General features: G+C 39.5%; 29 protein-coding genes, 1 other RNA gene and 1 pseudogene. 7 read left to right on the top strand and 24 right to left on the bottom strand.

Annotated elements, in window-relative coordinates; all coding sequences use genetic code 11:
• Positions 1–35: 35 nt before the first annotated feature.
• The 11 genes from AC1VNJ_RS07755 to fabI all read right to left on the bottom strand — a co-directional run bounded on the left by AC1VNJ_RS07755 (position 36) and on the right by fabI (position 5,979).
• Positions 36–260: a sulfurtransferase TusA family protein gene (locus AC1VNJ_RS07755; protein ID WP_028414561.1), complete on the bottom strand. Its 225-nt coding sequence runs from the start codon at positions 258–260 to the stop codon at positions 36–38.
• Between the two features lie 24 nt (positions 261–284).
• Positions 285–1,412, bottom strand: coding sequence for an MBL fold metallo-hydrolase (locus AC1VNJ_RS07760; RefSeq protein ID WP_482640548.1), 1,128 nt, complete (start codon positions 1,410–1,412; stop codon positions 285–287).
• A 62-nt stretch (positions 1,413–1,474) separates the two neighbouring features.
• The gene (locus AC1VNJ_RS07765) at positions 1,475–2,026 is read right to left on the bottom strand and encodes a sulfurtransferase TusA family protein (protein WP_482640549.1); all 552 of its coding nucleotides are present in this window, start codon (positions 2,024–2,026) and stop codon (positions 1,475–1,477) included.
• Between the two features lie 55 nt (positions 2,027–2,081).
• Positions 2,082–2,378 carry a rhodanese-like domain-containing protein gene (locus tag AC1VNJ_RS07770; protein WP_088048717.1) on the bottom strand — a complete coding sequence of 99 codons (297 nt, stop codon included), beginning with the start codon at positions 2,376–2,378 and terminating at the stop codon, positions 2,082–2,084.
• A gap of 22 nt (positions 2,379–2,400) precedes the next feature.
• The gene (locus tag AC1VNJ_RS07775; RefSeq protein WP_028414565.1) at positions 2,401–2,757 is read right to left on the bottom strand and encodes a rhodanese-like domain-containing protein; all 357 of its coding nucleotides are present in this window, start codon (positions 2,755–2,757) and stop codon (positions 2,401–2,403) included.
• 27 nt (positions 2,758–2,784) lie between these two features.
• Positions 2,785–3,267 (bottom strand): DsrE/DsrF/DrsH-like family protein, encoded by a 483-nt coding sequence (locus AC1VNJ_RS07780; RefSeq protein ID WP_013058040.1) that lies wholly within the window; start codon positions 3,265–3,267, stop codon positions 2,785–2,787.
• 46 nt (positions 3,268–3,313) lie between these two features.
• Complete coding sequence (locus AC1VNJ_RS07785) at positions 3,314–3,541, bottom strand: sulfurtransferase TusA family protein (RefSeq protein ID WP_028414566.1); 228 nt, start codon at positions 3,539–3,541, stop codon at positions 3,314–3,316.
• Positions 3,542–3,632: 91 nt separating this feature from the next.
• On the bottom strand, positions 3,633–3,893 hold the full coding sequence (locus AC1VNJ_RS07790) for a metal-sensitive transcriptional regulator (protein ID WP_033580279.1): 261 nt from the start codon (positions 3,891–3,893) through the stop codon (positions 3,633–3,635).
• On the bottom strand, positions 3,883–4,242 hold the full coding sequence (locus AC1VNJ_RS07795) for a hypothetical protein (RefSeq protein WP_047750421.1): 360 nt from the start codon (positions 4,240–4,242) through the stop codon (positions 3,883–3,885). Before AC1VNJ_RS07795 ends, AC1VNJ_RS07790 begins: the two co-directional genes overlap by 11 nt.
• 336 nt (positions 4,243–4,578) lie before the next feature.
• Positions 4,579–4,896 carry a hypothetical protein gene (locus AC1VNJ_RS07800; protein WP_028409369.1) on the bottom strand — a complete coding sequence of 106 codons (318 nt, stop codon included), beginning with the start codon at positions 4,894–4,896 and terminating at the stop codon, positions 4,579–4,581.
• Between the two features lie 303 nt (positions 4,897–5,199).
• A complete protein-coding gene (gene fabI / locus AC1VNJ_RS07805) occupies positions 5,200–5,979 on the bottom strand; it encodes an enoyl-ACP reductase FabI (RefSeq protein WP_482640550.1) in 780 nt (259 codons plus the stop codon).
• Between the two features lie 161 nt (positions 5,980–6,140).
• Here fabI and AC1VNJ_RS07810 point away from each other — a divergent pair, with 161 nt between their 5' ends.
• Positions 6,141–6,437: a DMT family transporter gene (locus AC1VNJ_RS07810; protein ID WP_482640698.1), complete on the top strand. Its 297-nt coding sequence runs from the start codon at positions 6,141–6,143 to the stop codon at positions 6,435–6,437.
• Between the two features lie 33 nt (positions 6,438–6,470).
• On the opposite strand, the gene AC1VNJ_RS07815 is transcribed toward AC1VNJ_RS07810, so the two are convergent.
• The 3 genes from AC1VNJ_RS07815 to AC1VNJ_RS07825 form a co-directional block, all read right to left on the bottom strand.
• On the bottom strand, positions 6,471–6,962 hold the full coding sequence (locus AC1VNJ_RS07815) for a GNAT family N-acetyltransferase (protein ID WP_482640551.1): 492 nt from the start codon (positions 6,960–6,962) through the stop codon (positions 6,471–6,473).
• 23 nt (positions 6,963–6,985) lie between these two features.
• Positions 6,986–7,168, bottom strand: a complete 183-nt coding sequence (locus tag AC1VNJ_RS07820) for a hypothetical protein (RefSeq protein ID WP_153255133.1) — start codon at positions 7,166–7,168, stop codon at positions 6,986–6,988.
• A 177-nt stretch (positions 7,169–7,345) separates the two neighbouring features.
• Positions 7,346–8,056: a GntR family transcriptional regulator gene (locus AC1VNJ_RS07825; RefSeq protein WP_116514238.1), complete on the bottom strand. Its 711-nt coding sequence runs from the start codon at positions 8,054–8,056 to the stop codon at positions 7,346–7,348.
• A 168-nt stretch (positions 8,057–8,224) separates the two neighbouring features.
• Here AC1VNJ_RS07825 and AC1VNJ_RS07830 point away from each other — a divergent pair, with 168 nt between their 5' ends.
• Positions 8,225–10,108 (top strand): beta-glucoside-specific PTS transporter subunit IIABC, encoded by a 1,884-nt coding sequence (locus tag AC1VNJ_RS07830; protein WP_482640552.1) that lies wholly within the window; start codon positions 8,225–8,227, stop codon positions 10,106–10,108.
• A gap of 13 nt (positions 10,109–10,121) precedes the next feature.
• Complete coding sequence (gene bglA, locus AC1VNJ_RS07835; RefSeq protein WP_482640553.1) at positions 10,122–11,561, top strand: 6-phospho-beta-glucosidase BglA; 1,440 nt, start codon at positions 10,122–10,124, stop codon at positions 11,559–11,561.
• A gap of 76 nt (positions 11,562–11,637) precedes the next feature.
• Here the strand turns inward: bglA and AC1VNJ_RS07840 are convergent, their stop codons facing one another.
• The 5 genes from AC1VNJ_RS07840 to AC1VNJ_RS07860 form a co-directional block, all read right to left on the bottom strand.
• Positions 11,638–11,787, bottom strand: coding sequence for a hypothetical protein (locus AC1VNJ_RS07840; RefSeq protein ID WP_013058052.1), 150 nt, complete (start codon positions 11,785–11,787; stop codon positions 11,638–11,640).
• A gap of 188 nt (positions 11,788–11,975) precedes the next feature.
• A complete protein-coding gene (locus tag AC1VNJ_RS07845) occupies positions 11,976–13,373 on the bottom strand; it encodes an NCS1 family transporter (protein ID WP_482640554.1) in 1,398 nt (465 codons plus the stop codon).
• Between the two features lie 239 nt (positions 13,374–13,612).
• On the bottom strand, positions 13,613–13,876 hold the full coding sequence (locus tag AC1VNJ_RS07850) for an excalibur calcium-binding domain-containing protein (protein WP_028414580.1): 264 nt from the start codon (positions 13,874–13,876) through the stop codon (positions 13,613–13,615).
• 99 nt (positions 13,877–13,975) lie between these two features.
• On the bottom strand, positions 13,976–14,908 hold the full coding sequence (gene bla, locus AC1VNJ_RS07855; protein WP_482640555.1) for a class A beta-lactamase: 933 nt from the start codon (positions 14,906–14,908) through the stop codon (positions 13,976–13,978).
• A 171-nt stretch (positions 14,909–15,079) separates the two neighbouring features.
• Positions 15,080–15,625: a helix-turn-helix domain-containing protein gene (locus tag AC1VNJ_RS07860; RefSeq protein ID WP_033580269.1), complete on the bottom strand. Its 546-nt coding sequence runs from the start codon at positions 15,623–15,625 to the stop codon at positions 15,080–15,082.
• 137 nt (positions 15,626–15,762) lie between these two features.
• On the opposite strand from AC1VNJ_RS07860, the gene AC1VNJ_RS07865 reads away from it, so the two are divergent.
• Positions 15,763–16,380, top strand: a complete 618-nt coding sequence (locus AC1VNJ_RS07865; protein WP_034263872.1) for a LysE family translocator — start codon at positions 15,763–15,765, stop codon at positions 16,378–16,380.
• Between the two features lie 324 nt (positions 16,381–16,704).
• Here AC1VNJ_RS07865 and AC1VNJ_RS07870 read toward each other — a convergent pair whose 3' ends face one another.
• Positions 16,705–17,019 carry an MGMT family protein gene (locus tag AC1VNJ_RS07870; RefSeq protein WP_482640556.1) on the bottom strand — a complete coding sequence of 105 codons (315 nt, stop codon included), beginning with the start codon at positions 17,017–17,019 and terminating at the stop codon, positions 16,705–16,707.
• 351 nt (positions 17,020–17,370) lie between these two features.
• Here AC1VNJ_RS07870 and AC1VNJ_RS07875 point away from each other — a divergent pair, with 351 nt between their 5' ends.
• Positions 17,371–17,913 carry a MerR family transcriptional regulator gene (locus AC1VNJ_RS07875; RefSeq protein WP_154990176.1) on the top strand — a complete coding sequence of 181 codons (543 nt, stop codon included), beginning with the start codon at positions 17,371–17,373 and terminating at the stop codon, positions 17,911–17,913.
• A 32-nt stretch (positions 17,914–17,945) separates the two neighbouring features.
• On the opposite strand, the gene AC1VNJ_RS07880 is transcribed toward AC1VNJ_RS07875, so the two are convergent.
• Positions 17,946–18,830, bottom strand: coding sequence for a LysR family transcriptional regulator (locus tag AC1VNJ_RS07880; RefSeq protein WP_416420626.1), 885 nt, complete (start codon positions 18,828–18,830; stop codon positions 17,946–17,948).
• Positions 18,831–19,083: 253 nt separating this feature from the next.
• Here AC1VNJ_RS07880 and AC1VNJ_RS07885 point away from each other — a divergent pair.
• Positions 19,084–20,312 (top strand): annotated as a pseudogene (locus tag AC1VNJ_RS07885) (MFS transporter).
• Between the two features lie 125 nt (positions 20,313–20,437).
• Here the strand turns inward: AC1VNJ_RS07885 and AC1VNJ_RS07890 are convergent.
• Together AC1VNJ_RS07890 and rnpB are read right to left on the bottom strand one after the other, a co-directional pair.
• A complete protein-coding gene (locus AC1VNJ_RS07890) occupies positions 20,438–20,827 on the bottom strand; it encodes a VOC family protein (RefSeq protein ID WP_050690910.1) in 390 nt (129 codons plus the stop codon).
• A gap of 220 nt (positions 20,828–21,047) precedes the next feature.
• An RNA gene (gene rnpB / locus AC1VNJ_RS07895) (RNase P RNA component class B) lies at positions 21,048–21,436 on the bottom strand.
• A 247-nt stretch (positions 21,437–21,683) separates the two neighbouring features.
• On the opposite strand from rnpB, the gene AC1VNJ_RS07900 reads away from it, so the two are divergent.
• The gene (locus AC1VNJ_RS07900) at positions 21,684–22,502 is read left to right on the top strand and encodes a histidinol-phosphatase (protein ID WP_482640557.1); all 819 of its coding nucleotides are present in this window, start codon (positions 21,684–21,686) and stop codon (positions 22,500–22,502) included.
• Positions 22,503–22,581: 79 nt separating this feature from the next.
• Here AC1VNJ_RS07900 and AC1VNJ_RS07905 read toward each other — a convergent pair whose 3' ends face one another.
• Positions 22,582–24,075 (bottom strand): glycoside hydrolase family 1 protein, encoded by a 1,494-nt coding sequence (locus AC1VNJ_RS07905; protein ID WP_482640558.1) that lies wholly within the window; start codon positions 24,073–24,075, stop codon positions 22,582–22,584.
• Between the last annotated feature and the right edge of the window lie 17 nt (positions 24,076–24,092).

The raw sequence follows: 24,092 nt of genomic DNA on the forward strand, positions 1-24,092 counted from the left end.
CATTATTTCTTATCCTTTTTTAATCCAAATATTTCTTATCCTTTTTTAATCCAAAATTTAAGAACGTCGCCTTCTTCTGTCTGAAGAAGCTCATGACCGCCAGATTTTGCCCAAGCTGCAAGGTCATTTTTCGCTCCTTTATCCGTTGCGTGAATTTCTAACACTTGACCTGGTTCTAGTTCATTCATTGCTTTTTTTGTTTTAACAATCGGCATTGGACATGCCAGCCCTTTTGCATCTAGTACTTTATTTGATTCCATTTCTCTCTCTCCTTTGTTTAGGTTTTAGCGAATCGCACAGCGGTTTGGTCCAATTTCCATTTCACGCTGTTTTTCTTCATCTGGGCTTACTTTTCCCATGTTGGTTTCACGAATTTCTTGATACGCATTTGGCTGCGGCGGTAAATTATCTGTTACTAAGTGTCTGAACTCTGCTTCGTCTTCAATATTTAATCCGTGATTTTTTGCAAACAACGTACCTAACTTTTCAGCTACGCTGCCGTTGTCATTTAGCTCATCAATAATCATAAAATGAGCTGGCAATACGATTAACTCATCTGACAATGCTTTATAACGTGTATAAAGCGTTTCTCTCAAATCGCCTACCCAGTCTTCAGCCATACCAGCTAAATCAGGACGTCCAATTGAATCGATGAACAAAATATCACCTGAAAGCAAATATTGATCGTCTATGATAAATGAAGTTGACCCAATCGTATGACCCGGTGAATAAAGAGGCTGAATCGTAATCGTTGTGTTACCAATTACGACATCGCTGCCTTCTTCTAAAGCCTTGTAGTCAAAAATCACTTCTTCTGCATCTTTTGGAGGCAGCCAGTACGCTGCATTTGTTGCTTCCGCAATGACTCTTCCTCCTGAAATGTGATCTGCATGAAGGTGCGTATCAAACACGTGCTTAACAGTGACACCAAGTTCTTTGGCAAAGTCGATGTACACATCTGCCATACGCGTCGCGTCAATAATAGCCGCTTCACCGTTTGATACGATCATATAAGATAAGCACCCTTTACCGATACGAACAAACTGATAAATTTCTCCGCCGTCTTTTAAATCGCCAACTTTAACAGGCTCTAAGTACTCACTCCACGCTTTCATACCGCCTTTAAGGTACGATACGGTAAGACCAGCTTCTGAAAGCATGTCAGCTACCATCACTGATGAACCTTCTTTGGCGCAGACAACTAATACTTCTTTATCAGAAGGGATTTTTTCTAAGATTTCTTCTACTCCGTCTAAAAGATCGAAGTATGGAACATTTAAATGCTGGAATTGATGACCTTCAATTTTCCAATCGCTAAAATCACTTTCGTTACGAACGTCCAAGATAAATAACGGTTCTTTATTGATAATTTTAGATGTAACTTCTTTTGCAGTAAGTACATGTACTGTCATATTAAAATACCTCCTTAGGTATATGAACTATCAAAATTTTTTAATCCATTATAATCGATTGGTTATTCTACTTTACCCGTCCAGTCACGCATACCGGGAACCACGTTAATTAAATGTTTAAATCCTTGCTTTTTCATTGTTTGGCCTGCCATTTCACTTCGTCTTCCAGAGTGGCAAATAATATAAATTTCATCTTCTTTATTTAACTCATTGAAACGTTTTTCTACTTCACCAAGCGGAATATGAACTACGCCTGGAATATGAGCTTCATCGTATTCTTCTACTTCACGAACGTCTAAAATATGAAGATGTTCATCATTCTCTACTTTTTTCGCAAATTCTTCTAATGAAATTTCAGGAATTGGCGTTACGTTTTCTTCAGCTCCGCCTTTACGAAGAAAGTGGTGAAGAACGTCACCTGCTGCCTCGGTACCTAAATACTCATGACCTGTGCTTTTTGCCCACGCTTGTAAGTCAGCCGTAGAGCCTTTATCCGTTGCTTGAATTTCTAGTATTTGACCTGCTTCTAATTCATTCATTTTCTTCTTTGTTCTTACGATTGGCATTGGACATGCTAACCCTTTTGCATCTAATACGAAGTTTGCTTGCATCATTTCTTTTTCCTCCTTGGTTTAAATACTAGTAGGGGTATATTTTTATCTAAAAAAATTAGACCGTTTCCCCTTTCCACTCCATCATGCCGCCGGTCATATTCGTTACACTGTAGCCTTGCTGCTCCAGAAAACGAGCTGCCATTCCGCTTCTGCCACCAGAACGACAGACAACAATATAATTCTTTGCTTTATCTAACTCATGCATACGGAATTCCAATAAAGGAAGCGGAATATTTAACGCATTTGGTATTTTACCTATTTTTACTTCCTCTACTTCACGCACGTCTAAAATGTGAATTTGTTCTTGTTTTTTTACTAGCTGTTCTACTTCTTGTGCTGCTATTGTCTTCACGCTGCTTCTCCTCCTTCTTGATTTATCTCCACGTATTCATGCCGCCTTTAACGTTGGTAATGGCTATAAAACCTTGCTTTTTCAACAGTTTACTTGCTTTCATACTTCTCATTCCGCTTTGACAAATAACGACTACTTCTCTGTCTTTTGAAAGCTGCCCTGTTTGCGCTGGCAATTCTGATAAAGGAATGTTTCGAAACCCTTTAATATGTTTGGTACGAAATTCATGTGGTGTTCGCACATCGATAAACTGGTTATCTTTATTTTTTAACTTTGCTTTTAACTCCGTTGTGGCTATTTGCTGAATACCTTTTACTGTTGCAAAACGCTGATACAAAAACCACAGCAGAAAGACGATAATAAGCGCATTAATAATCATATTGACCCTCACTTCATGAGCTATCTTTTAGATAAATAAGTTTACGTTTCCGTCTTCTGCGTCGGCTAAATACGCCGCTACGCCTGCATATTCAATATTATCTAGCAATTCTTTTTCCTGTAACCCTAGAAGATCCATCGTCATCGTACAAGCCACTAGCTTCACATCTTGTTCCTGTGCCATTTCGATAAGCTGCGGCAGCGTTAGGGCATTATGCTTTTTCATGACATTTTTAATCATTTTAGGTCCCATACCTGCAAAGTTCATTTTAGATAAGCCCATTTTATCCGCACCGCGCGGCATCATTTTGCCAAACATCTTTTCTAAAAATCCTTTTTTCACCGGCACCATTTCTTCTTTACGAAGCGCATTCAATCCCCAAAACGTATGGAATATCGTCACTTCATGGTCATAAGCAGCCGCTCCGTTAGCAATAATATAAGCTGCCATCGCTTTGTCATAATCACCGCTAAATAATACAATTGTTGTTCGTTTCTTTTGCTCAGTCATGTTGCTCCTCCTATTACCCTATGGGGTATATTTGAATTTAAAAAAATTAGCTCTTTTGAATGTAAAAGATAAATGTGCTTCCTTCTTCTTTAAAATCAATAAGCTCGTGTCCTGTTGATTTTGCCCAAGCTGTTAGATCACTTTTAGCACCTTTATCTGTCGTTTGCACTTCTAATACTTGGCCTGTTGTTAAAGTATCCATTGCCTTTTTTGTTTTGACGATTGGCATTGGACACGCTAATCCTTTTGCATCTAAAACTTGATCAATTTTCATCTTATTTATCTCTCCTTTTATATACATATACCTGTAAGGGTATGTTATATTAAATAGTGATATTCGTCAACTTTAAACAAGGTGACAATGATTAACGACTTTTCACTAAAAGCTGTACAGCTTCTTTCACTAAACCTTCCGTTGGCTCTCCTTGCTGAAGGCTTTCTCTGACGCACTGTTCAAGATTGCTGCTCACAATAACTCCCATTGTGCGATCAATGGCACTTCTTGCAGCAGATAATTGAGTCACGACGTCTCGGCAGTCTTTTCCTTGTTCCATCATGCTAAGCACGCCTTTTAACTGCCCTTCAATTCGGCGCATGCGATTTTTCACTTGTTGATTATACTCCATAATCGAATACCCCTTTCTTTCCTTTACTTTTACACGCTGCTAACTCATAGCTGCGTACTTTAAAACCTTTTTTTCGTAAGAACCGTACGCCTAAATTTAACTCCACTCTATCTCCGGCAATCAGATGAACGCTGCCCTGTGGAATTTCTGAATAAAAGCGTTTGAGATACGCATACGGAATAACTATACTAATCGAATCATGAACTTCATGATAATGACGAATATCTACAACCGTTCGCCCAAGTTCTTTTGCTTCAGATTCCCGTATGCACTGTATTCCTTTAACAGGATAATAACGTCTGTATGCAATAAATAAAATAGCAAGCAACAATACTGCTATATAAAGCATAACAATCACCGCCTTGCTATTAATTTGATGTTGTTTACATGCTCTATATTATACCCCTATAGGTATATTGTCAAGCAAGAAAATTATATTTAATTTTTGCTTGTTTACATCGTTGCTTTACTGCGAACCAGTCTACTCTACTACATAGCTTAAACATCATGAATAGCGGTCTTTAATCCGCTTTATTTGTGTACCCCCTACCCTATCAACCAAACATATTCTTCATCATCGCCGCTCGTATACAGCGCTGAAAATTAAACTCACTGCGTCATTCACGTCTCTACACAAAAGGTCCAGTTCCCAAGGAGAACCGGACCTTTTATGGTAAAAAGCGCTTTAGCTTTGATGATAAATATTATGCCATTGATTCCACGAACTGTGTGGATGCTGCTGGTGCCACTGATTCCATGGCACATATGGATTTTGCTGATGCCACTGATTCCACGTACCGTGCGGATACTGCTGATGCCACTGATTCCAAGGTGTATATGGATGTTGTTGATGCCATTGATTCCACGTGCCGTGCGGATACTGTTTATGCCACTGCTCCCAAGGTACATGAGGATGTTGCTGATGCCATTGATTCCACGTGCCTTGAGGATGCTGGTGATGCCATTGTTCCCATGGAATATAATGTTGCTGTCCTTGATGCATGTTTCTTCAACTCCTTTTCCTTTGCCACATCATATGTTCATGTTGGGATTTAGAGCTTATCTATTTTAAAATATATAGGCGTTTGATTAATTATGAATTAAATTACGTATTTCTTCTCTTTTCTTATAGGCATGAGCTCTTGTTTTACAAGTGGAAGCACGTATTTATCTAGAAGTATAGAATGAATATTTCTTATCATTCACCTTATTGCTAATAATATTTCTTTAAGGGATCCGTGTTTTTTGGGATGCATTTGTCTTCCCATGAAAAAAACACCTTCTCATTTGAGAAGGTGTTTTGCAATTAACCTACAATATTATAGCCAGCGTCTACGTGTACGATTTCTCCTGTTACGCCGCGTGAAAGGTGGCTCAGTAATACAACCGTCATGTCGCCAACTTCTGCTTGCGTTACGTTACGCTTAAGAGGTGCTTTTTCTTCAACTTTGTGAAGAATTTGGTTAAAGTCAGAAATGCCTTTTGCTGCAAGCGTACGAATTGGGCCTGCTGAAATCGCATTTACGCGGATATTGTCTTTTCCTAAGTCTAATGCTAAGTATTTTACTGAAGACTCAAGCGCTGCTTTCGCTACGCCCATTACATTATAGCCTTCAACTGCACGTTCTGCACCAAGATAGCTCATTGCTACAAGAGAACCGCCTTCTGTCATAAGAGGTTTTGCTGCTTTCGCTACAGCGATAAATGAATAAGCGCTTGTGTCTTGAGCAAATGCATATCCGCTTCTTGATGTATTGATGAACTCACCGTTTAAATCCTCTGAGTGAGCAAACGCAACAGAGTGAATCACTCCGTGAACTGTGCCTGCTTCTTCTCCGATTTTCTTGAACGCTGTTTCAATGCTTTCATCGCTGTTCACGTCACATTCAGCAATTAGTGATGCTTGAATTTCATTTTTTTCTAGCAGCTTGTTCAATTTTCCTAGTGAACGTTCTTTACGGTATGTAAAAATTAAGTTTGCTCCTACTTGGTGAAGGGCTTTTGCAACACCCCAAGCAATACTTCTGTCGTTGGCAACTCCCATGATCACAATGTTCTTGTTCTTTAATTGTAATAAATCTTCCATATTATCCTCCAAAAAAAATTAGTCATCAATGATGACTAATAGGTAATTGTATAGCTTTATTATAGCACAAAGATGCTCTTAGTTCCTAAGAGTCTTATGAATTAACCGATTTTGCTGGATTATTTGCACTGATTTGCAGCTTTTTATTTGAACACCCTAGCATCCCCACTACTTTATCATCATGGATTGCGATTTTAGGTCTTGGCGTTCTTTGCAGTGCGATTGGCTTCATTTGTCAAGCCATTGCGCAGCGCTACACAACTCCTACTCACACAGGACTTATTTTTGCAACGGAACCGATTTTTGCTGCGCTGTTTGCCGTTCTTTTTTTGCATGAGATGTTTACGCTTAAAGAACTGATTGGTTCTGTTATTGTGGTTGCGGGGATTTTAATTGCTCAGTTAGACAATTTGCTACTTAAAAAAAGAGTTCATTATCAAGAAACATTGCCAAAGTAAAAGCCGCTAGATTCGTTGACCTAGCGGCTCACTTTATACCTTATATGTATAAAACTTTTTATCTACGTTCATCACCGGGAAATTCTCAGGCAGCTTTTCTTTCTCTATATGTTGAAACCCATTTTTCTCATAAAATCGATGAGCAGCTCTATATTGTAATGTGGTTCCTAAATATATTCTTTCCACTTCTCTCTCTTTTGCCCACGCGATGGCTGTATGCAACAACCGGTGAGCTGTTTTAAAGTTTGCTCCTCTATAAGACTTTGCTACAAACATTTTCCGCAGCGCTACTTGACGGCTGCCGATGTCTATTAAAGCCACGCTTCCTACTACTCTTTCGTTACAAACAGCAACCCAGAAGTTTCCGTTTCCCTGTTGATAAAAGCTTTCGATTTCAAACAAATCAGGCTGATCTTTTTCCGTTATCGGAATATGGTATTCTTGCTGCTGAATATGAAGAATTAAATCCACTACTTGCTGTTGATACTTGCTCGTATATGGCTGAATAACAATACTTTCACTCAAAACCTCCACCGCCTCTAATCAGTTTACTCCATCTTACTTTTGACTGTTTTTAATACTGCACAGCCTATGTTCATTATAAAACCAATCACAATACCTGCAAGAATCGATATCACACCTACAGCGATAAAATCGCCTTTAGTCGGCTGAAATAAATTCATGGAAAGCAAACCAAACATAAAAAGCATGGGAATAAGATAACTCAGCATCTTTTTCACCTTAGCACCTCTTTCCCTATCTCCATAAATCTTGTAACTGTAACCATTTTACCGTATATCAACTTCCTATTTATTACAATCTTTGTCTTTTTTCGTATCTTCATTAGAGAAATAAAGAAAAAAGCGCCTGCCTCTCGTTCCTGACTAATTGAGAGACAGACACTTTTTTTATAAAACATGACTCGTTGCTTGTAAAAAGAACTGAGATTGTTCATAGTTGTACGTCACTTTTGAAAAGTCAAACGGCTGTCCGTTGGCTAAGTGAAAAAGTGTTTCAATAAACAATTTAGGATCGCCTTCTTTTAATCCTAAGTATGTAGCTTCTTCTTCGTTCAGCTTGCCAACGTGAAGATATAGATCCGAAAACCCGATTTTTAAGCCAAGTCCTTCTTTAATGTAATGAAAAATAGACTGAGAAACAATTTCGTTATTTAAGTATGTAACGATAGATTTATTATAAAACGATTCTTCTAGACAAAGCGTCTGGCCGTTAATATACCGTACTCTTTTTACATAATAGACGTCACTATTTTCTTCTATGTTTAAATTTAACGCGGCTTCTTGCGTCGGCTTTCGTACATCTAACTCAATCACTTCCGACGTTAACTGAAAATCTTCAAGTTCACTCGTAAATCCTTGATTGGAAAGCAAGCCAATATAGCCTTTTCGTTTATGGCGACGGACAAAAATGCCGCTTCCTCTCACTTGAAAAACAACGCCTTTTTTCTCTAGCAGATCTAAGGCCTTTGTTACGGTACTTTTGCTTGCCTTAAACTGCGCCATCAGTGTTTCTAATACAGGCAGCTTTTCTCCTTGCTGAAGCTTGTGTTCTTCAATATAGGTTTCAATTTCAATTGCAATTTGTTGGTATTTGATCATAGCTATACCTCTTTACTGAATTTGTCTCAAGAATAACACGATTATACCATAATCTAACTCCATGCCATAAACTTAAATTATTTATTGATTATTATTTTATTAGGGTATTGATAAATTGTATCGATACAATTATACTGAAAGCGTATACTCAACAAGGGGGTTGAACATATGGGAGGGAAAATTAGAGATTACCACAAGCTTGCAGCAGACATTTTAGATGCGGCAGGCGGCGAAGAAAATATCGTAAGCGCTACACGCTGCGCTACGAGGCTGCGAATTGTGTTAAAGCGCTCAAAGCCAGAAGCCAAACGCAAGGTGTCTTCTATGCCTGGTGTTATTACAGTTGTTGAAAACAGCGGACAGTTTCAAGTTGTGATTGGACAGCACGTGGGAGATGTTTATGAGGAGTTTGCTAGTTTAGTAAATTTAGATACGGAAAAAGAGCAAACTGAAAACAAAGGCACGATTTTAAACCGCGTGATTGCGACAATGTCTGCTGTGTTTGCACCATTTGTATACATCCTAGCAGCAGCAGGAATTTTACAGGGTTCGTTAATACTTATTAATTTGTTTGCGGATAGCTTTGCAAAAACGGGCACATATCAAGTATTAAGCTTCATTTCGTGGGCACCGTTTGTTTTTTTACCTATATTTATCGCTATCACAGCATCTAAGCATTTTAAAACCAATACCTACATCGCAGTGGCTTGCTGTGCAGCATTGGTTAGCCCAACATGGGCAGAAATGGCGGCGAAAATTTCAGACGGAAGCAGCATTACACTTTTAGGTCTTCCCTTATCCGAAACGGTCTATACTTCTTCTGTTTTACCGCCTTTATTTTTAGTATGGATTTTGTCTTATCTTGAAAGGTTCCTAAATAAGAGCATTCATGAAGTGGTTAGACCGCTGTTTGTTCCATTTTTATGTATGATAATTATGGTTCCAGTAACAATTTTGCTTATTGGTCCTGTTACTACGATGGGCGCTAATGGAATCGCTCATGGCTATAACTTTTTAGCTGAAAACGTACCTGCTTTGGCCGGAGCAATCATTGGCGGGTTCTGGCAAATTGTTGTCATATTCGGGGTACACTGGGGAATTACGCCGATGATACTTGCTAACTTTGACTTAAACGGCAGAGATTCGTTTCAAGCGTATCAGACAATTGCCGTGGTAGCTCAAGTTGGAGCGGTACTTGGGGTTATTTTAAAAGCAAAAAGCCAAGAAGCACGCAAAGTGAGCGTATCAGCCGGGATAACAGGGTTATTTGGTATTACAGAACCGGCCATTTACGGCGTAAACCTACGTTTTAAAAAGCCGTTTATCTTTGGATGCATTTCAGGTGCTATTGGTGCTGTTGTAGCAAGCTTCTTTCACCCTTATTACTTTGCTTACGCAGGACTGCCCGGACCTCTGACCATTGTAAACGGGATCAGTCAAGACTACCCGATGTCGATCTGGGGAATTTTAATCGGATGTGCCATTGCGATTATTCTTCCCGTTGTGCTTATTCAAGTGTTTGGTTACGGAGAAGATGCAGCAAAAGAAGCAGCTACTGCTTCTTTAAACGAAGTAGCTGTCAGCAACCCGAACGACAATGAAGAAACGATCAGCGCACCGTTTAGCGGAAAAGTCATCCCTCTTTCTAACGTACCGGACGAAGTATTCAGCTCAGGTGCGATGGGAGAAGGATTAGCGATTGATCCTTCAGATAATAAGCTTTATGCACCTTTTGACGGAACAGTTGTCATGGTAGCCCCAACAAAGCACGCCATCGGCCTTCGATCAGAATACGGCGTTGAGCTGCTTGTTCATATTGGATTAGATACCGTTACATTAGACGGCAAGCCGTTTACGCTGCATGTAGAAGACGGTGCAAAGTTTAAAAAAGGCGATTTACTCATTGAATTTGATAAAGAATTTATTGAAACACAGGGATTACAAACGATTACGCCGGTTATTATCACCAATTCAAGCGCTTATCGAGAAGTAATTGTTGAAGATGTTAAAAATAGCGGACTGAATCAAACATTATTTACCGTAGTGAAATAAGGAGGAACTAACAATGACAAAGATGCCAAAGAATTTTTTATGGGGCGGCGCATTAGCAGCTCATCAATTTGAAGGTGGATGGAACCAAGGCGGAAAAGGACCGAGCGTAGTAGACGTTATGACTGCAGGTGCGCACGGTGTGCCGCGACAAATCACCGAAACAGTAGAAGAAGATAAATTCTATCCAAATCACGAAGCAATTGATTTTTATCACCGCTACAAAGAAGATATCGCGCTGTTTGCAGAAATGGGCTTAAAATGTTTGCGTACATCGATTGGCTGGAGCCGTATTTTCCCTAAAGGCGATGAAGCTGAGCCAAACGAAGAAGGACTAAAATTCTACGACGATGTATTTGATGAACTGTTAAAGCACGGGATTGAACCGGTTATTACGCTGTCTCACTTTGAAATGCCTCTTCATTTAGCTCGAGAATACGGCGGATTTAGAAGCCGAAAAGTGGTAGATTGCTTTGTGAAATTCGCTGAAGTTTGCTTCGACCGCTACAAAGACAAAGTCACGTACTGGATGACGTTTAATGAAATCAACAATAAAATGGACGTAAACAATCCTCTATTTCTATGGACGAACTCTGGCGTTTCTGTAAAGCCTGGTGAAAATGCAAAAGAAGTGATGTATCAAGCGGGACATCATGAACTTTTAGCAAGCGCTCTTGCCGTATCAAAAGGAAAAGAAATTAATCCAGATTTCCAAATCGGAGCAATGGTGTCACATGTGCCAATTTATCCGTATTCTTCAAACCCTGAAGACGTGATGTTAGCAGAAGAAACAATGAGACAGCGCTACTTCTTCCCTGACGTTCAAGTTCGCGGCTATTACCCGAGCTATGCGTTAAAAGAATTCGAACGTGAAGGCTATCATATTCCGTTTGAAGAAGGCGACGAAGAAATTTTACGAAACGGAAAAGTGGATTATTTAGGCTTCAGCTATTACATGTCCACAACGGTTAAAAGCGACGTTGAAGCTGACAACACGGGCGATATCGTAAACGGCGGATTGCCAAACGGCGTAGCAAACCCTTATATCAAATCAAGCGATTGGGGTTGGTCGATTGATCCAACGGGCTTGCGCTATACGTTAAACCGCTTCTACGACCGCTATCAAATTCCGCTGTTCATCGTAGAAAACGGATTTGGCGCCATTGATACGGTTGAAGAAGACGGATCCATTCATGACGCATCACGAATTGAATATTTAAAATCGCACATCGAAGCGTTAGAACAAGCTGTGACATACGATGGTGTTGATTTAATGGGCTACACGCCGTGGGGAATTATTGATATTGTTTCCTTTACAACAGGCGAAATGAAAAAACGATACGGCATGATTTATGTCGACCGTGACAACGAAGGAAACGGATCAATGGAGCGCTATAAAAAAGATTCTTTTAACTGGTATAAACATGTAATTGAAACAAATGGTGAAGAACTATAAAAAATTAGAAAAGATGGGCTCCTGCGTAAAGACACAGGAGCCCATCTTTTTTAGTGTAAGAATAAATGCAAATTTCTTATCTCGGTTTATCTACTAGCTGCGTTTGCGCAATTTCTGTTTGTTTAATTCCCGCTCGTTGAATTTCATCCGCAAACGATTCATGCTTCAGCGTTTTGATTACCTTTTCGCTTCCATCTCGAAGAGTATACACTCTAAATTCATACATACTCTGCCCTCTCCTTTAAGCTATGATTGATGCGATACATTAGATGCGCTCCTATTAAAAGCAACTCATAATAGAGGTAACTTTTTTCTCTTCTTTACTTTACCCACTTTTTAGGAAACTAGACAACGAGATTTAATCTGACGCGATAAAAGCCTTTGCGGAAAGCAAAGGCTTTTATCGATGGAATGTTAGGATTCAAAGATGGTTCCTTTTTTAAATTTTGAATGTTTAAAAGCAAATTTCGTCAAAAGAATATAAGAGATTCCTGCGACTACTACTCCTATAATCCAACCTAAATCAACTTCGATGAACGCAGCGCCTGCACCGATGAGCATCGCAAGCATGGCGCACGGATTATAGCCGGAAAACGGCCCTTTTTCTTGATACAATTCTTCTACGTTTACTCTTTGTTTCCGTAAAATATAATAATCGACTAGTAAAATAGAAACAATCGGCCCTAAAAAAGCAGAGTAAATTAAAATGAAGAGCCCAAGACCTGCAGCTGACGAATCTTGAACAAGCACCCAAGGGAACGAGCAAAAAGCAAGCAGTCCAGTAATGATAACCGCCACTTTATAGTTTGCTTTTGTCAGCAGCGTAATCACATACGTAGGCGGAATAATATTTGCCACCATGTTTACCGCAATAACGCCAATCACAATAAAAGCTGATACAGCGACGGTAATATATGAATTATCCACTACAACCGCAAACGCTTTGACAGGATTGGATATGCCCGTAGCAGAAGCAAGCATTGCTCCGATTGTAAGAACGAATCCGTAGGCTACTAGAATCGGTGTAAAGTATAAGAACCCACGCTTTGTGTCACTAATTCCTGGCTTCAGTTCTCTAGAGTAATCGGCTGCGCTTAGAAAAATTGCCGCATAATTTCCCATAAACATCATAATGAAAGAAAAGAACGGAAGTCCCCATGAACCTTTTGTATGTACCCACTTCTCCCCTACTACCTCACTATGAGAAGTTAAAAGAACGCCAAATACGTAAACAAGGCCAAGCAATATGATGATTGAAGCAAGCATCTCTACCCATTTAACCGCGTGGAAGCTGTACAGGGAAAGCACAATTTGCAGCAGTTGAATGATAATAAAACAAAGAACAAGATTGTCAAAAGACCCTTTGCTCACAATTTTACCAATTTCGTTTAAAGCTGTACCGCCTGTCCAGCTTTGGAAACCATACCAAATGATAGCTGGAATACCTCGTAAAAGAGACGAGATGACGGATCCTTTTATTCCAAAAGACATTCGAAGCTGCATCACATACGGTATACCCGTCTTATAGCCAATTCGATCGTTTAACACAAAAAAAGTAGAAATAATACCAATGGCAATAATGGCTGCCACAAACGTTTGAAAAAGATTTAATACCGCTGTACCCGCAATTACTAAGCTCGCACCAAGCGTCATATTTCCTAAATTAACGCCGTCTCCAATCCACATAAACATATAGGACAGCGGAGTTAGCTTTCGATCACTTTCCGCTTTTGGCTTTAGTGACGGATCAAGACCCCTATCTTGATGAGAATGTACCTCTTCTATAACGGTACTTGTTGCATTTGTAGACACTATACACTCAACTCCTTTTTTATGGTGATTCCACGCCCTAACCTAACATCAAATGTAAGTTAACTTAACATGTACATAGTGTATACGAATTGCAGTGTAAGTTCATCATTATTTATGTGAATTTTCTGATATTAATTTGTGCAACTTGACTAATTGTTGACCTCAGTTCGTAACAAACAAAAGTTGATAATAAAAAATCCAAGCGCTTACAATAAGCGCTTGGATGAGTCACTCAGTATTTATTTTTCACAGGCAATGTAGTCTTTATCTCGATCTAGCTTTGTATTGGCATCATACAGTGCTTTTGATACGTACGGTTTGTACTTTGTTTTGCCGCCTTTATTCTTTACATTAGCCGCACGAGCTACGCCGCCTTTGTAGTCTTTGTTTAATTCGGTACAGTTTTTGTAAGATTTAGCTGCCGCATCTACGTTTGAAACCATGCCAAAAGATACGCTTGTTAACAAACCGAAAGATAGAACAATTGGAAAAATCTTTTTCATAAGAGATACTTCCTTCCTATATTTTGTCTCATTAATAATAGAATGTTCTATCAATCTTTTCAATCTTTTTTTTACATTTAAACTACTATTATCCATTTTTTATTTATGAGTAACTTTAAGAGCCTTGACCGCTTGTTTAGCCGCTTCTGCAATCAGTTTATCATGATACTCCGCATCTTTTTCCGTACGATCGGAAAGGATCGCAAGAACAATTGGATCTCCGTTCGGCGGCCAAAGAATGGCAATATCATTTCGCGTCGCGTATGAGCCTGCGCCTGTCTTATCGGCTACTTCCCAACTTTTCGGCACGCCCGCTCGTATCAAGGCATCCCCTGTCGTATTTCGTTTCATCCAATCCGTTAAAAGTGCACGTTTGTCTTCAGGAAGTGCCTGTCCAAGTACATACGTTTGAAGACTTGAAGCAAGTGCTCTTGCTGTACTTGTATCGTGGGTTTCTCCTGGATTCACTTCATTTAAATCCGGCTCAAACCGCTCAGGCAGCGTTACATCGTCTCCTATGTTTTCTAAAGCTTCTTTAAATCCGTCCGGTCCGCCCAGCTGCTGCAGAATTAAATTCCCTGCCGTATTGTCGCTGTAGCGAAGCGATGCATCCGCGAGTTCTTTAAGAGTCATGCCTGTATCCACGTGTTTTTCTGTAATAGGGTTATAGTTCACAAGGTCATCGCGCGTATAAAAGATTCGCTCGTTGAGATCTTCAATTGATTTCTGCTGTAAAAGTGCACCGACAGCAAGAGCCTTATGGGTAGACGTATAAGCAAAGCGCTCGTCCGGATGATACGTTACCGTTTTGTTTGTACCGGTATCTAAAGCAAAAACGCCAAGATTCGCATCATATTTTTCTTCAAGCTTAGCAAACTCTCGATCACTTTTCGTTTCTTGTTTTTGACACTTCACCGTTTCAGCCTGTACTCCGCTGCTTGAAAAGCCTACAACCGCCGCGCATGATAGAGCCAGTGCAGGCATCATTTTTTTAAGCTTTGAAGTGTAAAACATCTCTTTCCATCTCTTCATTACCTTTCAACACCTTTCCAAAAAGTATTTAGTATGTATTCTCTTAGGTAGAGGTTACCAACAATTCTATTTTATCAATTGTTTACTCTTACAAACATGATAGTTTTATCACATTTATATAATAAAGTACCCGATAATGAAGAATAACTAGCATACCACCTATTAATAAATTTAAAATACCGGCGGCGTAACGGAAAATAAAATAACGGCTTTCTCATCAAACGGATTGTCCCATTTGTGCTTAAGATGCGAAGGGATTTTGACGCTATCTTCTTTTTCTAGCACGTATACTTCCTCGTCCAAATACACTTTAATTTTTCCTTCTAAAACGTATGCCACTTCCTCCCCTTTATGTGCTAAAGGAGTTTCAGATGAAGACATCATGGGAGGGACTTCCATAATCGCCGTAGCTAGATTTCCAGTAAAATCTGGTGATACTAGCGAATACGTTAACTCTTTTACCTTCATCGTTTTACGCTCGTTTGACCGTACGACTAAATGAGAGGTATTTATGTCTTCAAGCAAAAAGCTAAAAGTAGGCACGTCGAGGCATTTAGCTAAAATCTTAAGCGTTGAAATAGACGGATTAGCTAACCCTCGTTCAATTTGACTTAGCATAGACGGCGTGATATCCGCTAATTTTGCTAATTCACGACTGCTTAGTCCCTTTTCTTTTCGAAATTTCTCTACTTTTTTTCCAATATCTATGTTTTCCATGATGATTCCTCCGTAAAAGATGTTTAATTATATTTAATTTTATTAAATTAAACTTAATAAACTGAGTTAAGTGTGTTAAATTATATTTAATAAATAAAGTATATTTTAATTTTATCACAGCGAGGAGGAAGAAAAAAATGAATGACATCTTGACCTTTTTGGTTCTTACATTGTTTGTTATTATGAGCCCTGGTATCGATACCGCCCTTATCACGAAACGAACGATGGCAGACGGACAAACTGGCGGCTATAAAATGGCATTAGGCTTAGCGAGCGGCTCTTTAGTTCATACGCTCGCCGCCACGTTTGGCTTATCGGCTCTTCTCCTTCAGTCAGCTCTGGCATTTGAAATCGTAAAATACGCAGGAGCCCTTTACTTAATGTACTTAGGCATCTCTGCCTTCCTTTCTAAAAAAAGCAATGCATCTTCTTCTGAAAAAGAGGAGCAGTCAAAAGAAACATCCGCTTTTCGTCAAGGCCTTGTCTCAAATGTTCTTAATCCAAAAGTAGCGGTGTTTTTCTTAACTTTTTTACCTCAATTTGTTCAAAGTGATCAAAATGTAACGCTTCAATTACTTCTGATGGGAATAACATATACGATCCTTGCTATCACGTGGTTTTTCGTATTCGTCTTTTTTATTAACTATTTACGAAAATGGCTCACAACACCTAGTGTTCAGCGCTTTATGGATAAAGCAACGGGCGTCGTTTTAATCGGGTTTGGATTAAAACTGGCTTTTGAAAAACATAAATAACAAAAATATGTTAGTTGAAGGAAGTTCCGAACGAGTTTGATTCTTGATGGAGAATCAAACTCATTCGGATTTTTTTATTGTGATGGTGAACGTAGGTCTAATCAGGTGCTTCTAGCTATTGATTGGAGGGCAAGACGAAGACTCATGCGGGAAAAGCGGGAATGGTGAGACCCCGCAGGAGCATACGCGACGAGGAGGCTCACCGCCCGCGGAAAGCGAAGTCTTGCACGGAAATTAATGGCGGTGTCACAAGCGGTTCAGTTCCTCTATCTCATTTGTTCATCTTTAACTGGAATTAATTTCGCTATGTCTCAATTTCTTTTATTATTTATACACGTCAGGTTCATAGAGATGGACTTTAAGATCAAGCTTTCCATCCGAAGAAACGAGTATTCCTTCCGCTTCGAGTGAAAGTTTTTGAACAACGTACATTTCTTCGTCTTTAAACCCAATTTCTCCTTTAGAATTAATGACTCTGTGCCAGGGGAGATTATGTTTCTTACTCATCGAATGCAGGACTCGTACAACCTGCCTTGCACCTCGCGGACTACCAGCCAGGCGGGCAATTTGTCCGTATGTCATGACTTTTCCACGAGGGATTTCTTTAATAAGGGCTACTGTTCGCTCTGTAAAACTCATGCCGCCCCTCCTTTTATTCTTTAGTACAACATTACCATATTAAATAAACAGTGAAGTAATCACTCGATTTTTCTTCAGCAACATTATAAGATAATAATAAGAAGTACGCTCATCATTGTTCAACATACTCCAAACAAATGCTTACTGATTATTTCCTATTCTTCAACTAACAAATCTTTGTGCGAGTGGCAGCTTATACCTCATTTATGACACTGTGATTATAAAAACGTTACAGAAACCAACACAGCAAGGTACGTAGAAGCGTTACATGATAAGATAAACAGTAGAGATACTAGTACAAATTCAAATTGATGCTGACGAATAAGTAATCATTTAAAAAGTGGTGAGAAAATGACAAAATGGCTTAGTGTAAAAGAATTATCTGAAGAAACGAGTATTCCTACTTCAACTATCAGAAGATACATAGATAAATTCGAAGATTTCTTTATACAAAAAGAAGATCATCGACCAAAACAATATGAAGCTGCAGCTGCGACCGTCTTACTGAAAATTAAGCAGCTTTATGATGAAGGCTGTCAAGCAGAAGAAATCAATGAAGCGCTGCAAAAAGAATTCTCTTTGACTACAAGCGAGGATCAAGCTGCCGTGTCTCTAGACGAAGACAAAGAGGACACAGCAGAAGCAGCTGAACAGCCCGAGGCCGATGACCAGCAGCCGACACCTCCCGAACAGCCGGTACAGCCTCCACCCCAACAAGAGCCTGATACAAAACAAATTCTTCAGGAAAAAGATAAGCAGCTTATTCAATCTTTGCGTAAAAGTCTGCGTGAACAGCAGGCCATTTCAGAATTAGTAGAAGCTTCAAAAGAAAGCAGCGTAGTAGGTAAAAAAAGATCGATTTTAAAACGATTATTCCAACGAAAAAAGGACTAAGTTTGTAAACAAGCCTAGGCCATGAAGCATCTTTATTTCTGATCATTAAATTTATGTAAAACAAAGTTTCTAAACTGTTTAACAGCCGGTGATAGATATCTTCCTTCAATCCATGCTAGTCCAATGACTCGGTGGCAGTTGGCCTTAGCTAATGGGATTTTCACTATTTTGCTTTGATCGATTCCGTGTAAATCTGGAAGGATAGAAATTCCTAAGCCGGCTCCTACTAGTCCCGCTACGGTATCAGCTTCCTCTCCTTCAAACATGATGTGAGGCATTCTTCCTGACTCTTCAAATAACTGCTCAAACGTAAGACGAAGAGAAAAGCCTTCTTTTAAGTGAATAAATGATTCCTCAGCAATTTCTTCTAGTGCAATACATTCACGATCAGCATACCGGTGATTTTTCGGTACGATTACAAACAGCTCTTCACTCCAAAGATGCTGCCACTTAATGAACGATTTCTCTTCCATCGGCGCAATCAAACAAAGATCCAGTTCGCCGAGCTCCAGCTGTTCAAGAAGCACGTGCGAAGGACTTTGCCTCAGCTGAAAATTCACCTTAGGATATAAACTGCGAAACGAAGCGATTAAATCTGGAATCAAATCCGTGCTGAGCGTATGTAAAAATCCAAGTGACACCTGCCCTTTTTCAGGATCTAGCAGCGCTTGAATTTCCTCTTGTCCTTTATCAAATTCTTTCATTATGTTATCTACACGCTTTAAAAAAACCTTACCATATTGATTTAATATAATGGAACGTCCTTGCCGGTCAAATAGCGATGCTCCTACTTCCTCTTCAAAACGAGCGATTGAACGACTGAGCGCAGGCTGCGTAATTAACAGCTCTTCTGCGGCGCGCGTCATATGCTGCGTACGTGCTAGCGTTTGAAAATATTTAAACTGCTGCCATTCCACTTTGTACCATCTCCTTATCAAGCGGCTCTACTCATTACATAGATGTATGAAAAATATGATTATAATGAATTATACATTATAAATAGCAGGTGTTACGATAAAAAACGGAAACATACTCGAGGATGTTTTTAGTTTCTTTTAACGACTGCTGTATACAGCTCCTACAAAATTTTATGATCATCATTTTCTATCAGAAAGAAGGATTTGTTATGAAACGTATCGTACATCTGAGAAAGCGTAAGCTGGTTGCTCTATGAGTTACATAAAAAAAGGAACGCCCGTTTTTCGCAAAACAAGCTTTGCATTTTTTGCAGCCGGGTTTAATACATTTGCGATTTTATACTGCGCACAGCCTTTAATGCTAGCGTTCACAAAAGAATTTCATATTTCTCCAACAACTTCTAGCCTATCGCTTTCCGTTACAACCATAGCTTTGGCTATCATTTGGCTATCAGTATGCTTATTTTCGGTTCGCTATCGGAAGTTTGGGGAAGAAAGCCTGTCATGGTCTATTCCATGCTTGCCGCTTCTTTATTATGTCTGTTGACTGCATGGAGCCCTACTTTTCATATTCTGCTATTTTTCCGAATAATGGTAGGAATTACGCTAGCCGGTCTGCCGTCAGTGGCAATGGCTTATTTAGGGGAAGAAATCGAAGCTAAAAGCCTTGGTTCAGCAATGGGCCTCTACATAAGCGGCAATGCAATTGGCGCGGTTGGCGGAGGAGTGATTGCGGGAACGCTCAGTGATTATTTCGGCTGGCACGGTGCAATAGCAGGAATTGGTATTATAAGTATAGCAGCGACCGTTATCTTTTGGATTAGCCTCCCTCCTTCACAGCACTTTCGACCTCGTAAATTAGAAGTTGGAAAGTTAGGGAAATCGTTACTTGATCATCTTAAAGATCCGGAGTTAGTTTGTTTATATGGCTTAGGATTTTTGTTGTTAGGCAGCAACGTCGCCTTATTTAACTATATTGGGTATGTACTAACGGCTCCACCTTATTCCTTAAGCCAAACGATTGTCAGCTGGGTCTTTTTAATTCTTATTATCGGAATGTTTAGTTCGGTGTGGACCGGCAGACTGGTAGACCGCTACGGAAAACAAAAAATACTTATGATCAACCTTTTAATTACGCTAGCCGGTGTCGTTTTAACGTTAAATCCTGCTTTACTTGCTAAAATAGCCGGTTTGGGCTTGTTTACGTTTGGGTTTTTCGGTAGCCATTCGATTGCCAGCAGCTGGGTAGGTCAGCGCGCTTTAACAAATAAAGCGCAGGCTTCTTCACTTTATTTGTTTCTATATTACACGGGTTCAAGCGTAGGTGGAACGCTCGGAGGAGTCTTTTGGTCAATGTTTGGCTGGACCGGCTTGATTTGTATGATTATTGTTTTTTTACTAATTGCTTTTATCCTTTCTGGTTTTCTTTTAAAAAGCTCAGTAAAGACAAGACGCGCTACAAATGTTAAGGAAAGTTATTAAAAAGCTAACTGAGATATCATAGTAAATTCACATCAAAAAGACCTTTCTCTCACAATCACAGAAAGGTCTTTTTTGAGAATGTAAAACGTATTTTTTCTTGTATGTACCTCTTAAAGTAAACTTTTTTAAAGTTTAACTCGTTCTACTAACTGCAGCAGTTCATCATTAGGTCCGTGAAATAAAATCATACGGCCGCCTTCAAGCGTTGGCTGAGGCTCCGATGATAAAAATTCAATTCCTTTGCTCTTATAATGTTGAATCGCCTTATTTATATCCTCTACCGTAAAGGCAAGGTGGTTAACAATCCCGCTTTTGTTATACTCGCCAATCGGATCAATATCTCGAATGAGCTCAATTTCGATACCCGGCTGTTCTTCAAGATACAAAAAAGCCATCTCTCTTTTTTCGGTAGATCCTTGAAGACGAACTTTAAAGCCAAACATATCCCCGTAGTAGTGAATCGTCTCATCCATATTTCCAACAATAATTGCTGTATGCTCCATTTTTTTAATCATGAATATTCTCCCTTTCCCCATAATTAGTAAGTACAAGTAAACTATACCTCAATTTAGGCAATATGTATTTCCATATACCTTGAATTCTCATACTATGGTTAGGAAAATTCAAGCACTCTATTAATGAATCGGCTATGATTTGAAAATAACAAACAAAAAAACAAACCTCATTGGTTTGTTTTGGTTACATATTTTATAGTCAGTCTCTGTTTCAACAACGTTCGATAAGCCATGTTTTGTACCTTTGTACTGCAAACGATTTTACTCTCGTACTCAGGCGGTAATCATCTATCTACGATTACGCATGTAACCGTCCGTCTCTCCGTTTGATTCCTTCGAGACAGTTCCCCTACCATTGTTTGGGTTTCTCGCTCGTGGGGTTTACCGCGTTCCACCTTTGCTGTTTCCAGCAAAGCTTCGTCACTGTGGCACTTTCAGGGATACTCGACCATATCCGAAGACGTAGGTGGTTTTTCCCGCCGTCAGCTAAGCTACAAGCCAAGCTGCCCTAGCTTATTTTTTCACTAGGCACGAACACTACGGGCATGTCAGCACCGTGCGAGCATGGACTTTCCTCTACATCAAATGATGCAGCGATTACCTGAACGTTATTTCAGATCGTGTATGAGTAGTATATGCGTTTTAGCTTGCCGAATCAAATGTAACTTTTGGTATGGATTCCATGTCAATTTTTGCGGCAAATTAAATAAAATAACCTCTTTCTGTACAATTTTTTTAGTAGATGACTCACCAGCAAGCCAAGAAATATTCTCTTCATCCATTTCTACGAGGGATACTTTGTTTCTTTGTAGAATATTCTATATACCACACAAAAAGATAACAGAGGTGATGAAACATGAACGCTGATTTAAAATTTGATTTTCATACCCATCACGACCGATGCGGACATGCTCGCGGAACGATTCGAGATTATATAGAGGCGTCTATTGATAAAGGCCTTGATATTATTGGGATTTCGGATCATTCTCCTTATTTTGCGAGCGAAGAAGAGCAGCCGTATCCTCACATTGCGATGGGAAAAAGCGCATTCTCCGGATATGTAGCTGAGATTTTGAAACTAAAAGAAGAATATAAAGAGAAAATTGAAGTGCTGTTAGGCGTGGAGTCTGATTTCTTTCCTGAGCATGCGGGAATATATCAAAGCCACTATGAAAAATATCCGTTTGACTACATAATCGGCTCTGTCCATCAAGTTGATGAAATCAGTATCTTTCATAAAACGCGCTGGGAAGGACTTTCTCAAAAAGAAAAGCAGCGCACGAAAGAAACGTATTATCAATTGATCGAAGAATCCGCCCGAAGCAGAATGTTTCAGATTCTTGGCCATATTGATGCCATGAAAGGATTCTATCCCTCTTTTTCTTCTATTGAGACGGCTGTAATCGATCAGACGCTAAAAGTGATTTCGGCACATGACATTGCTATAGAAGTGAATACATCAGGCAAAACCAAAGACTGCGGAGGCTGGTATCCTGCAGATGATATTTTAGAAAGAGCCCTGCACTACGGGGTACACATTACATTTGGTTCCGATGCTCATGATCCGGAACGCATCGGCGACGACTTTGAACTAGTAAAAAAGCGTCTTAAAGAAATCGGCTTTACAGATTGGGTCTTTTTCAGACAGAAACAAATGCAGGTGACACCTTTATAAAACGTAAATAGACTCACAATAAAAATATGCCTGAAGACACGGAGATGAAGGACATCTCGTATTTTCAGGCATGTGTTTTTTACTGAGAAACTTTGACTTTTGTAGATGAAGATAAATCTTCTCCATTTGTCTGAATCACTTGTTTATACCAGTAAAAAGAATCTTTTTTAGATCGTTCAAGCGTACCATTTCCTTCATCGTCTTGATCTACGTAAATAAAGCCGTATCGTTTTGACATTTCGTTTGTTGACACACTGATTAAATCAATAGGCCCCCACGCTGTATATCCCATTAAGTCTACACCATCTTTAACGGCTTCTTTCATTTGTTCAATATGCTGTTTTAAATAATCTACACGGTACGGATCATGAATAGAGCCGTCTTCTTCTACTTTGTCATGAGCTCCTAAACCATTTTCAACGATAAACAGCGGTTTGCCGTAGCGGTTATGAAAATCTTGTAACGTATAGCGCAGTCCTTTCGGATCGATTTGCCATCCCCAATCGGACGTTTGAAGATGAGGATTTTTTACACTTCCTGCAATCATATTTCCTAGGACATTGTCTTCTTCACTTTGAGTTGTGACAGAAAGAGACATATAGTAGCTAAACGAAATAAAGTCAACGGGATATTGTTTGATAATCTCATCGTCCCCTACTTCTTTTACGATTTGAATGTTGTTTTCTTTAAAGTAACGCTCCATTACCTTTGGGTATTCTCCGCGAACTTGAACATCTGTAAAAAATAAGTTCAAGTCATTTTTATGCTGAGCTAGTAAAATATCGTCCGGATGATTCGTCACAGGATACGTTGTCATACGCGCAAGCATACACCCTATTTTTACATCTGGAATAATTTCATGAGCTAGCTTAGTTGCAAGTGCACTCGCAACAAACTGATGATGCGCTCCTTGATACGCAATTTGTTCCGCTGACTGATTTGGAACATTTTCAACTAAGATACCGCCGCCCGTATAAGGACTATGCGTAATCACATTAATTTCATTAAACGTCAGCCAGTATTTCACCTTGTTTTTATAGCGTGTAAATACCGTTTCTGCGTAGCGTGTATAAAAGCCAATTAGCTTTCGGCTATACCAGCCGTTGTATTTACGCGTAAGCTCTAGCGGCGTTTCATAATGCGACAGCGTCACTAACGGCTCAATGCCGTACTTTAACATTTCGTCAAACAGATTATCATAAAATTGCAACCCTGCTTCGTTTGGCTTCGCATCATCTCCATTTGGAAAAATCCTCGCCCAGTTGATTGAAATACGAAGCGTTTTAAATCCCATTTCCGCGAACAATGCCATATCTTCTTTGTAGCGATGATAAAAGTCGATAGCCGTACGTTTTGGAAAACGATCGTTGACTTTGTTGTTGAGCACATCTTCAATATAATCTGCTTTTACATCCATTGAGTAACCAGTTCGTTCGTCTTTCGGTACAAATCGGATCATGTCTGCAGTAGACAGCCCTTTTCCATCAACGTCGTAAGCTCCTTCAATTTGGTTAGCAGCTGTTGCTCCTCCCCATAAAAATCCCTTTTTAAATACAGTATCGTTTGTTAACATAGTCCCCACGTCCTTTT

The organism is Priestia sp. 3CA3 (assembly GCF_056836725.1).

What these genes read in the sequence shown, in the direction of transcription:
- AC1VNJ_RS07755 (WP_028414561.1), bottom strand. Translation starts at nt 260, where the DNA reads ATGGAATCAAATAAAGTACTAGATGCAAAAGGGCTGGCATGTCCAATG.
- AC1VNJ_RS07760 (WP_482640548.1), bottom strand. Translation starts at nt 1,412, where the DNA reads ATGACAGTACATGTACTTACTGCAAAAGAAGTTACATCTAAAATTATC.
- AC1VNJ_RS07765 (WP_482640549.1), bottom strand. Translation starts at nt 2,026, where the DNA reads ATGATGCAAGCAAACTTCGTATTAGATGCAAAAGGGTTAGCATGTCCA.
- AC1VNJ_RS07775 (WP_028414565.1), bottom strand. Translation starts at nt 2,757, where the DNA reads ATGATTATTAATGCGCTTATTATCGTCTTTCTGCTGTGGTTTTTGTAT.
- AC1VNJ_RS07780 (WP_013058040.1), bottom strand. Translation starts at nt 3,267, where the DNA reads ATGACTGAGCAAAAGAAACGAACAACAATTGTATTATTTAGCGGTGAT.
- AC1VNJ_RS07785 (WP_028414566.1), bottom strand. Translation starts at nt 3,541, where the DNA reads ATGAAAATTGATCAAGTTTTAGATGCAAAAGGATTAGCGTGTCCAATG.
- AC1VNJ_RS07790 (WP_033580279.1), bottom strand. Translation starts at nt 3,893, where the DNA reads ATGGAGTATAATCAACAAGTGAAAAATCGCATGCGCCGAATTGAAGGG.
- AC1VNJ_RS07795 (WP_047750421.1), bottom strand. Translation starts at nt 4,242, where the DNA reads ATGCTTTATATAGCAGTATTGTTGCTTGCTATTTTATTTATTGCATAC.
- AC1VNJ_RS07800 (WP_028409369.1), bottom strand. Translation starts at nt 4,896, where the DNA reads ATGCATCAAGGACAGCAACATTATATTCCATGGGAACAATGGCATCAC.
- fabI (WP_482640550.1), bottom strand. Translation starts at nt 5,979, where the DNA reads ATGGAAGATTTATTACAATTAAAGAACAAGAACATTGTGATCATGGGA.
- AC1VNJ_RS07820 (WP_153255133.1), bottom strand. Translation starts at nt 7,168, where the DNA reads ATGCTGAGTTATCTTATTCCCATGCTTTTTATGTTTGGTTTGCTTTCC.
- AC1VNJ_RS07825 (WP_116514238.1), bottom strand. Translation starts at nt 8,056, where the DNA reads ATGATCAAATACCAACAAATTGCAATTGAAATTGAAACCTATATTGAA.
- AC1VNJ_RS07830 (WP_482640552.1), top strand. Translation starts at nt 8,225, where the DNA reads ATGGGAGGGAAAATTAGAGATTACCACAAGCTTGCAGCAGACATTTTA.
- bglA (WP_482640553.1), top strand. Translation starts at nt 10,122, where the DNA reads ATGACAAAGATGCCAAAGAATTTTTTATGGGGCGGCGCATTAGCAGCT.
- AC1VNJ_RS07840 (WP_013058052.1), bottom strand. Translation starts at nt 11,787, where the DNA reads ATGTATGAATTTAGAGTGTATACTCTTCGAGATGGAAGCGAAAAGGTA.
- AC1VNJ_RS07850 (WP_028414580.1), bottom strand. Translation starts at nt 13,876, where the DNA reads ATGAAAAAGATTTTTCCAATTGTTCTATCTTTCGGTTTGTTAACAAGC.
- bla (WP_482640555.1), bottom strand. Translation starts at nt 14,908, where the DNA reads ATGAAGAGATGGAAAGAGATGTTTTACACTTCAAAGCTTAAAAAAATG.
- AC1VNJ_RS07860 (WP_033580269.1), bottom strand. Translation starts at nt 15,625, where the DNA reads ATGGAAAACATAGATATTGGAAAAAAAGTAGAGAAATTTCGAAAAGAA.
- AC1VNJ_RS07865 (WP_034263872.1), top strand. Translation starts at nt 15,763, where the DNA reads ATGAATGACATCTTGACCTTTTTGGTTCTTACATTGTTTGTTATTATG.
- AC1VNJ_RS07870 (WP_482640556.1), bottom strand. Translation starts at nt 17,019, where the DNA reads ATGAGTTTTACAGAGCGAACAGTAGCCCTTATTAAAGAAATCCCTCGT.
- AC1VNJ_RS07875 (WP_154990176.1), top strand. Translation starts at nt 17,371, where the DNA reads ATGACAAAATGGCTTAGTGTAAAAGAATTATCTGAAGAAACGAGTATT.
- AC1VNJ_RS07890 (WP_050690910.1), bottom strand. Translation starts at nt 20,827, where the DNA reads ATGATTAAAAAAATGGAGCATACAGCAATTATTGTTGGAAATATGGAT.
- AC1VNJ_RS07900 (WP_482640557.1), top strand. Translation starts at nt 21,684, where the DNA reads ATGAACGCTGATTTAAAATTTGATTTTCATACCCATCACGACCGATGC.
- AC1VNJ_RS07905 (WP_482640558.1), bottom strand. Translation starts at nt 24,075, where the DNA reads ATGTTAACAAACGATACTGTATTTAAAAAGGGATTTTTATGGGGAGGA.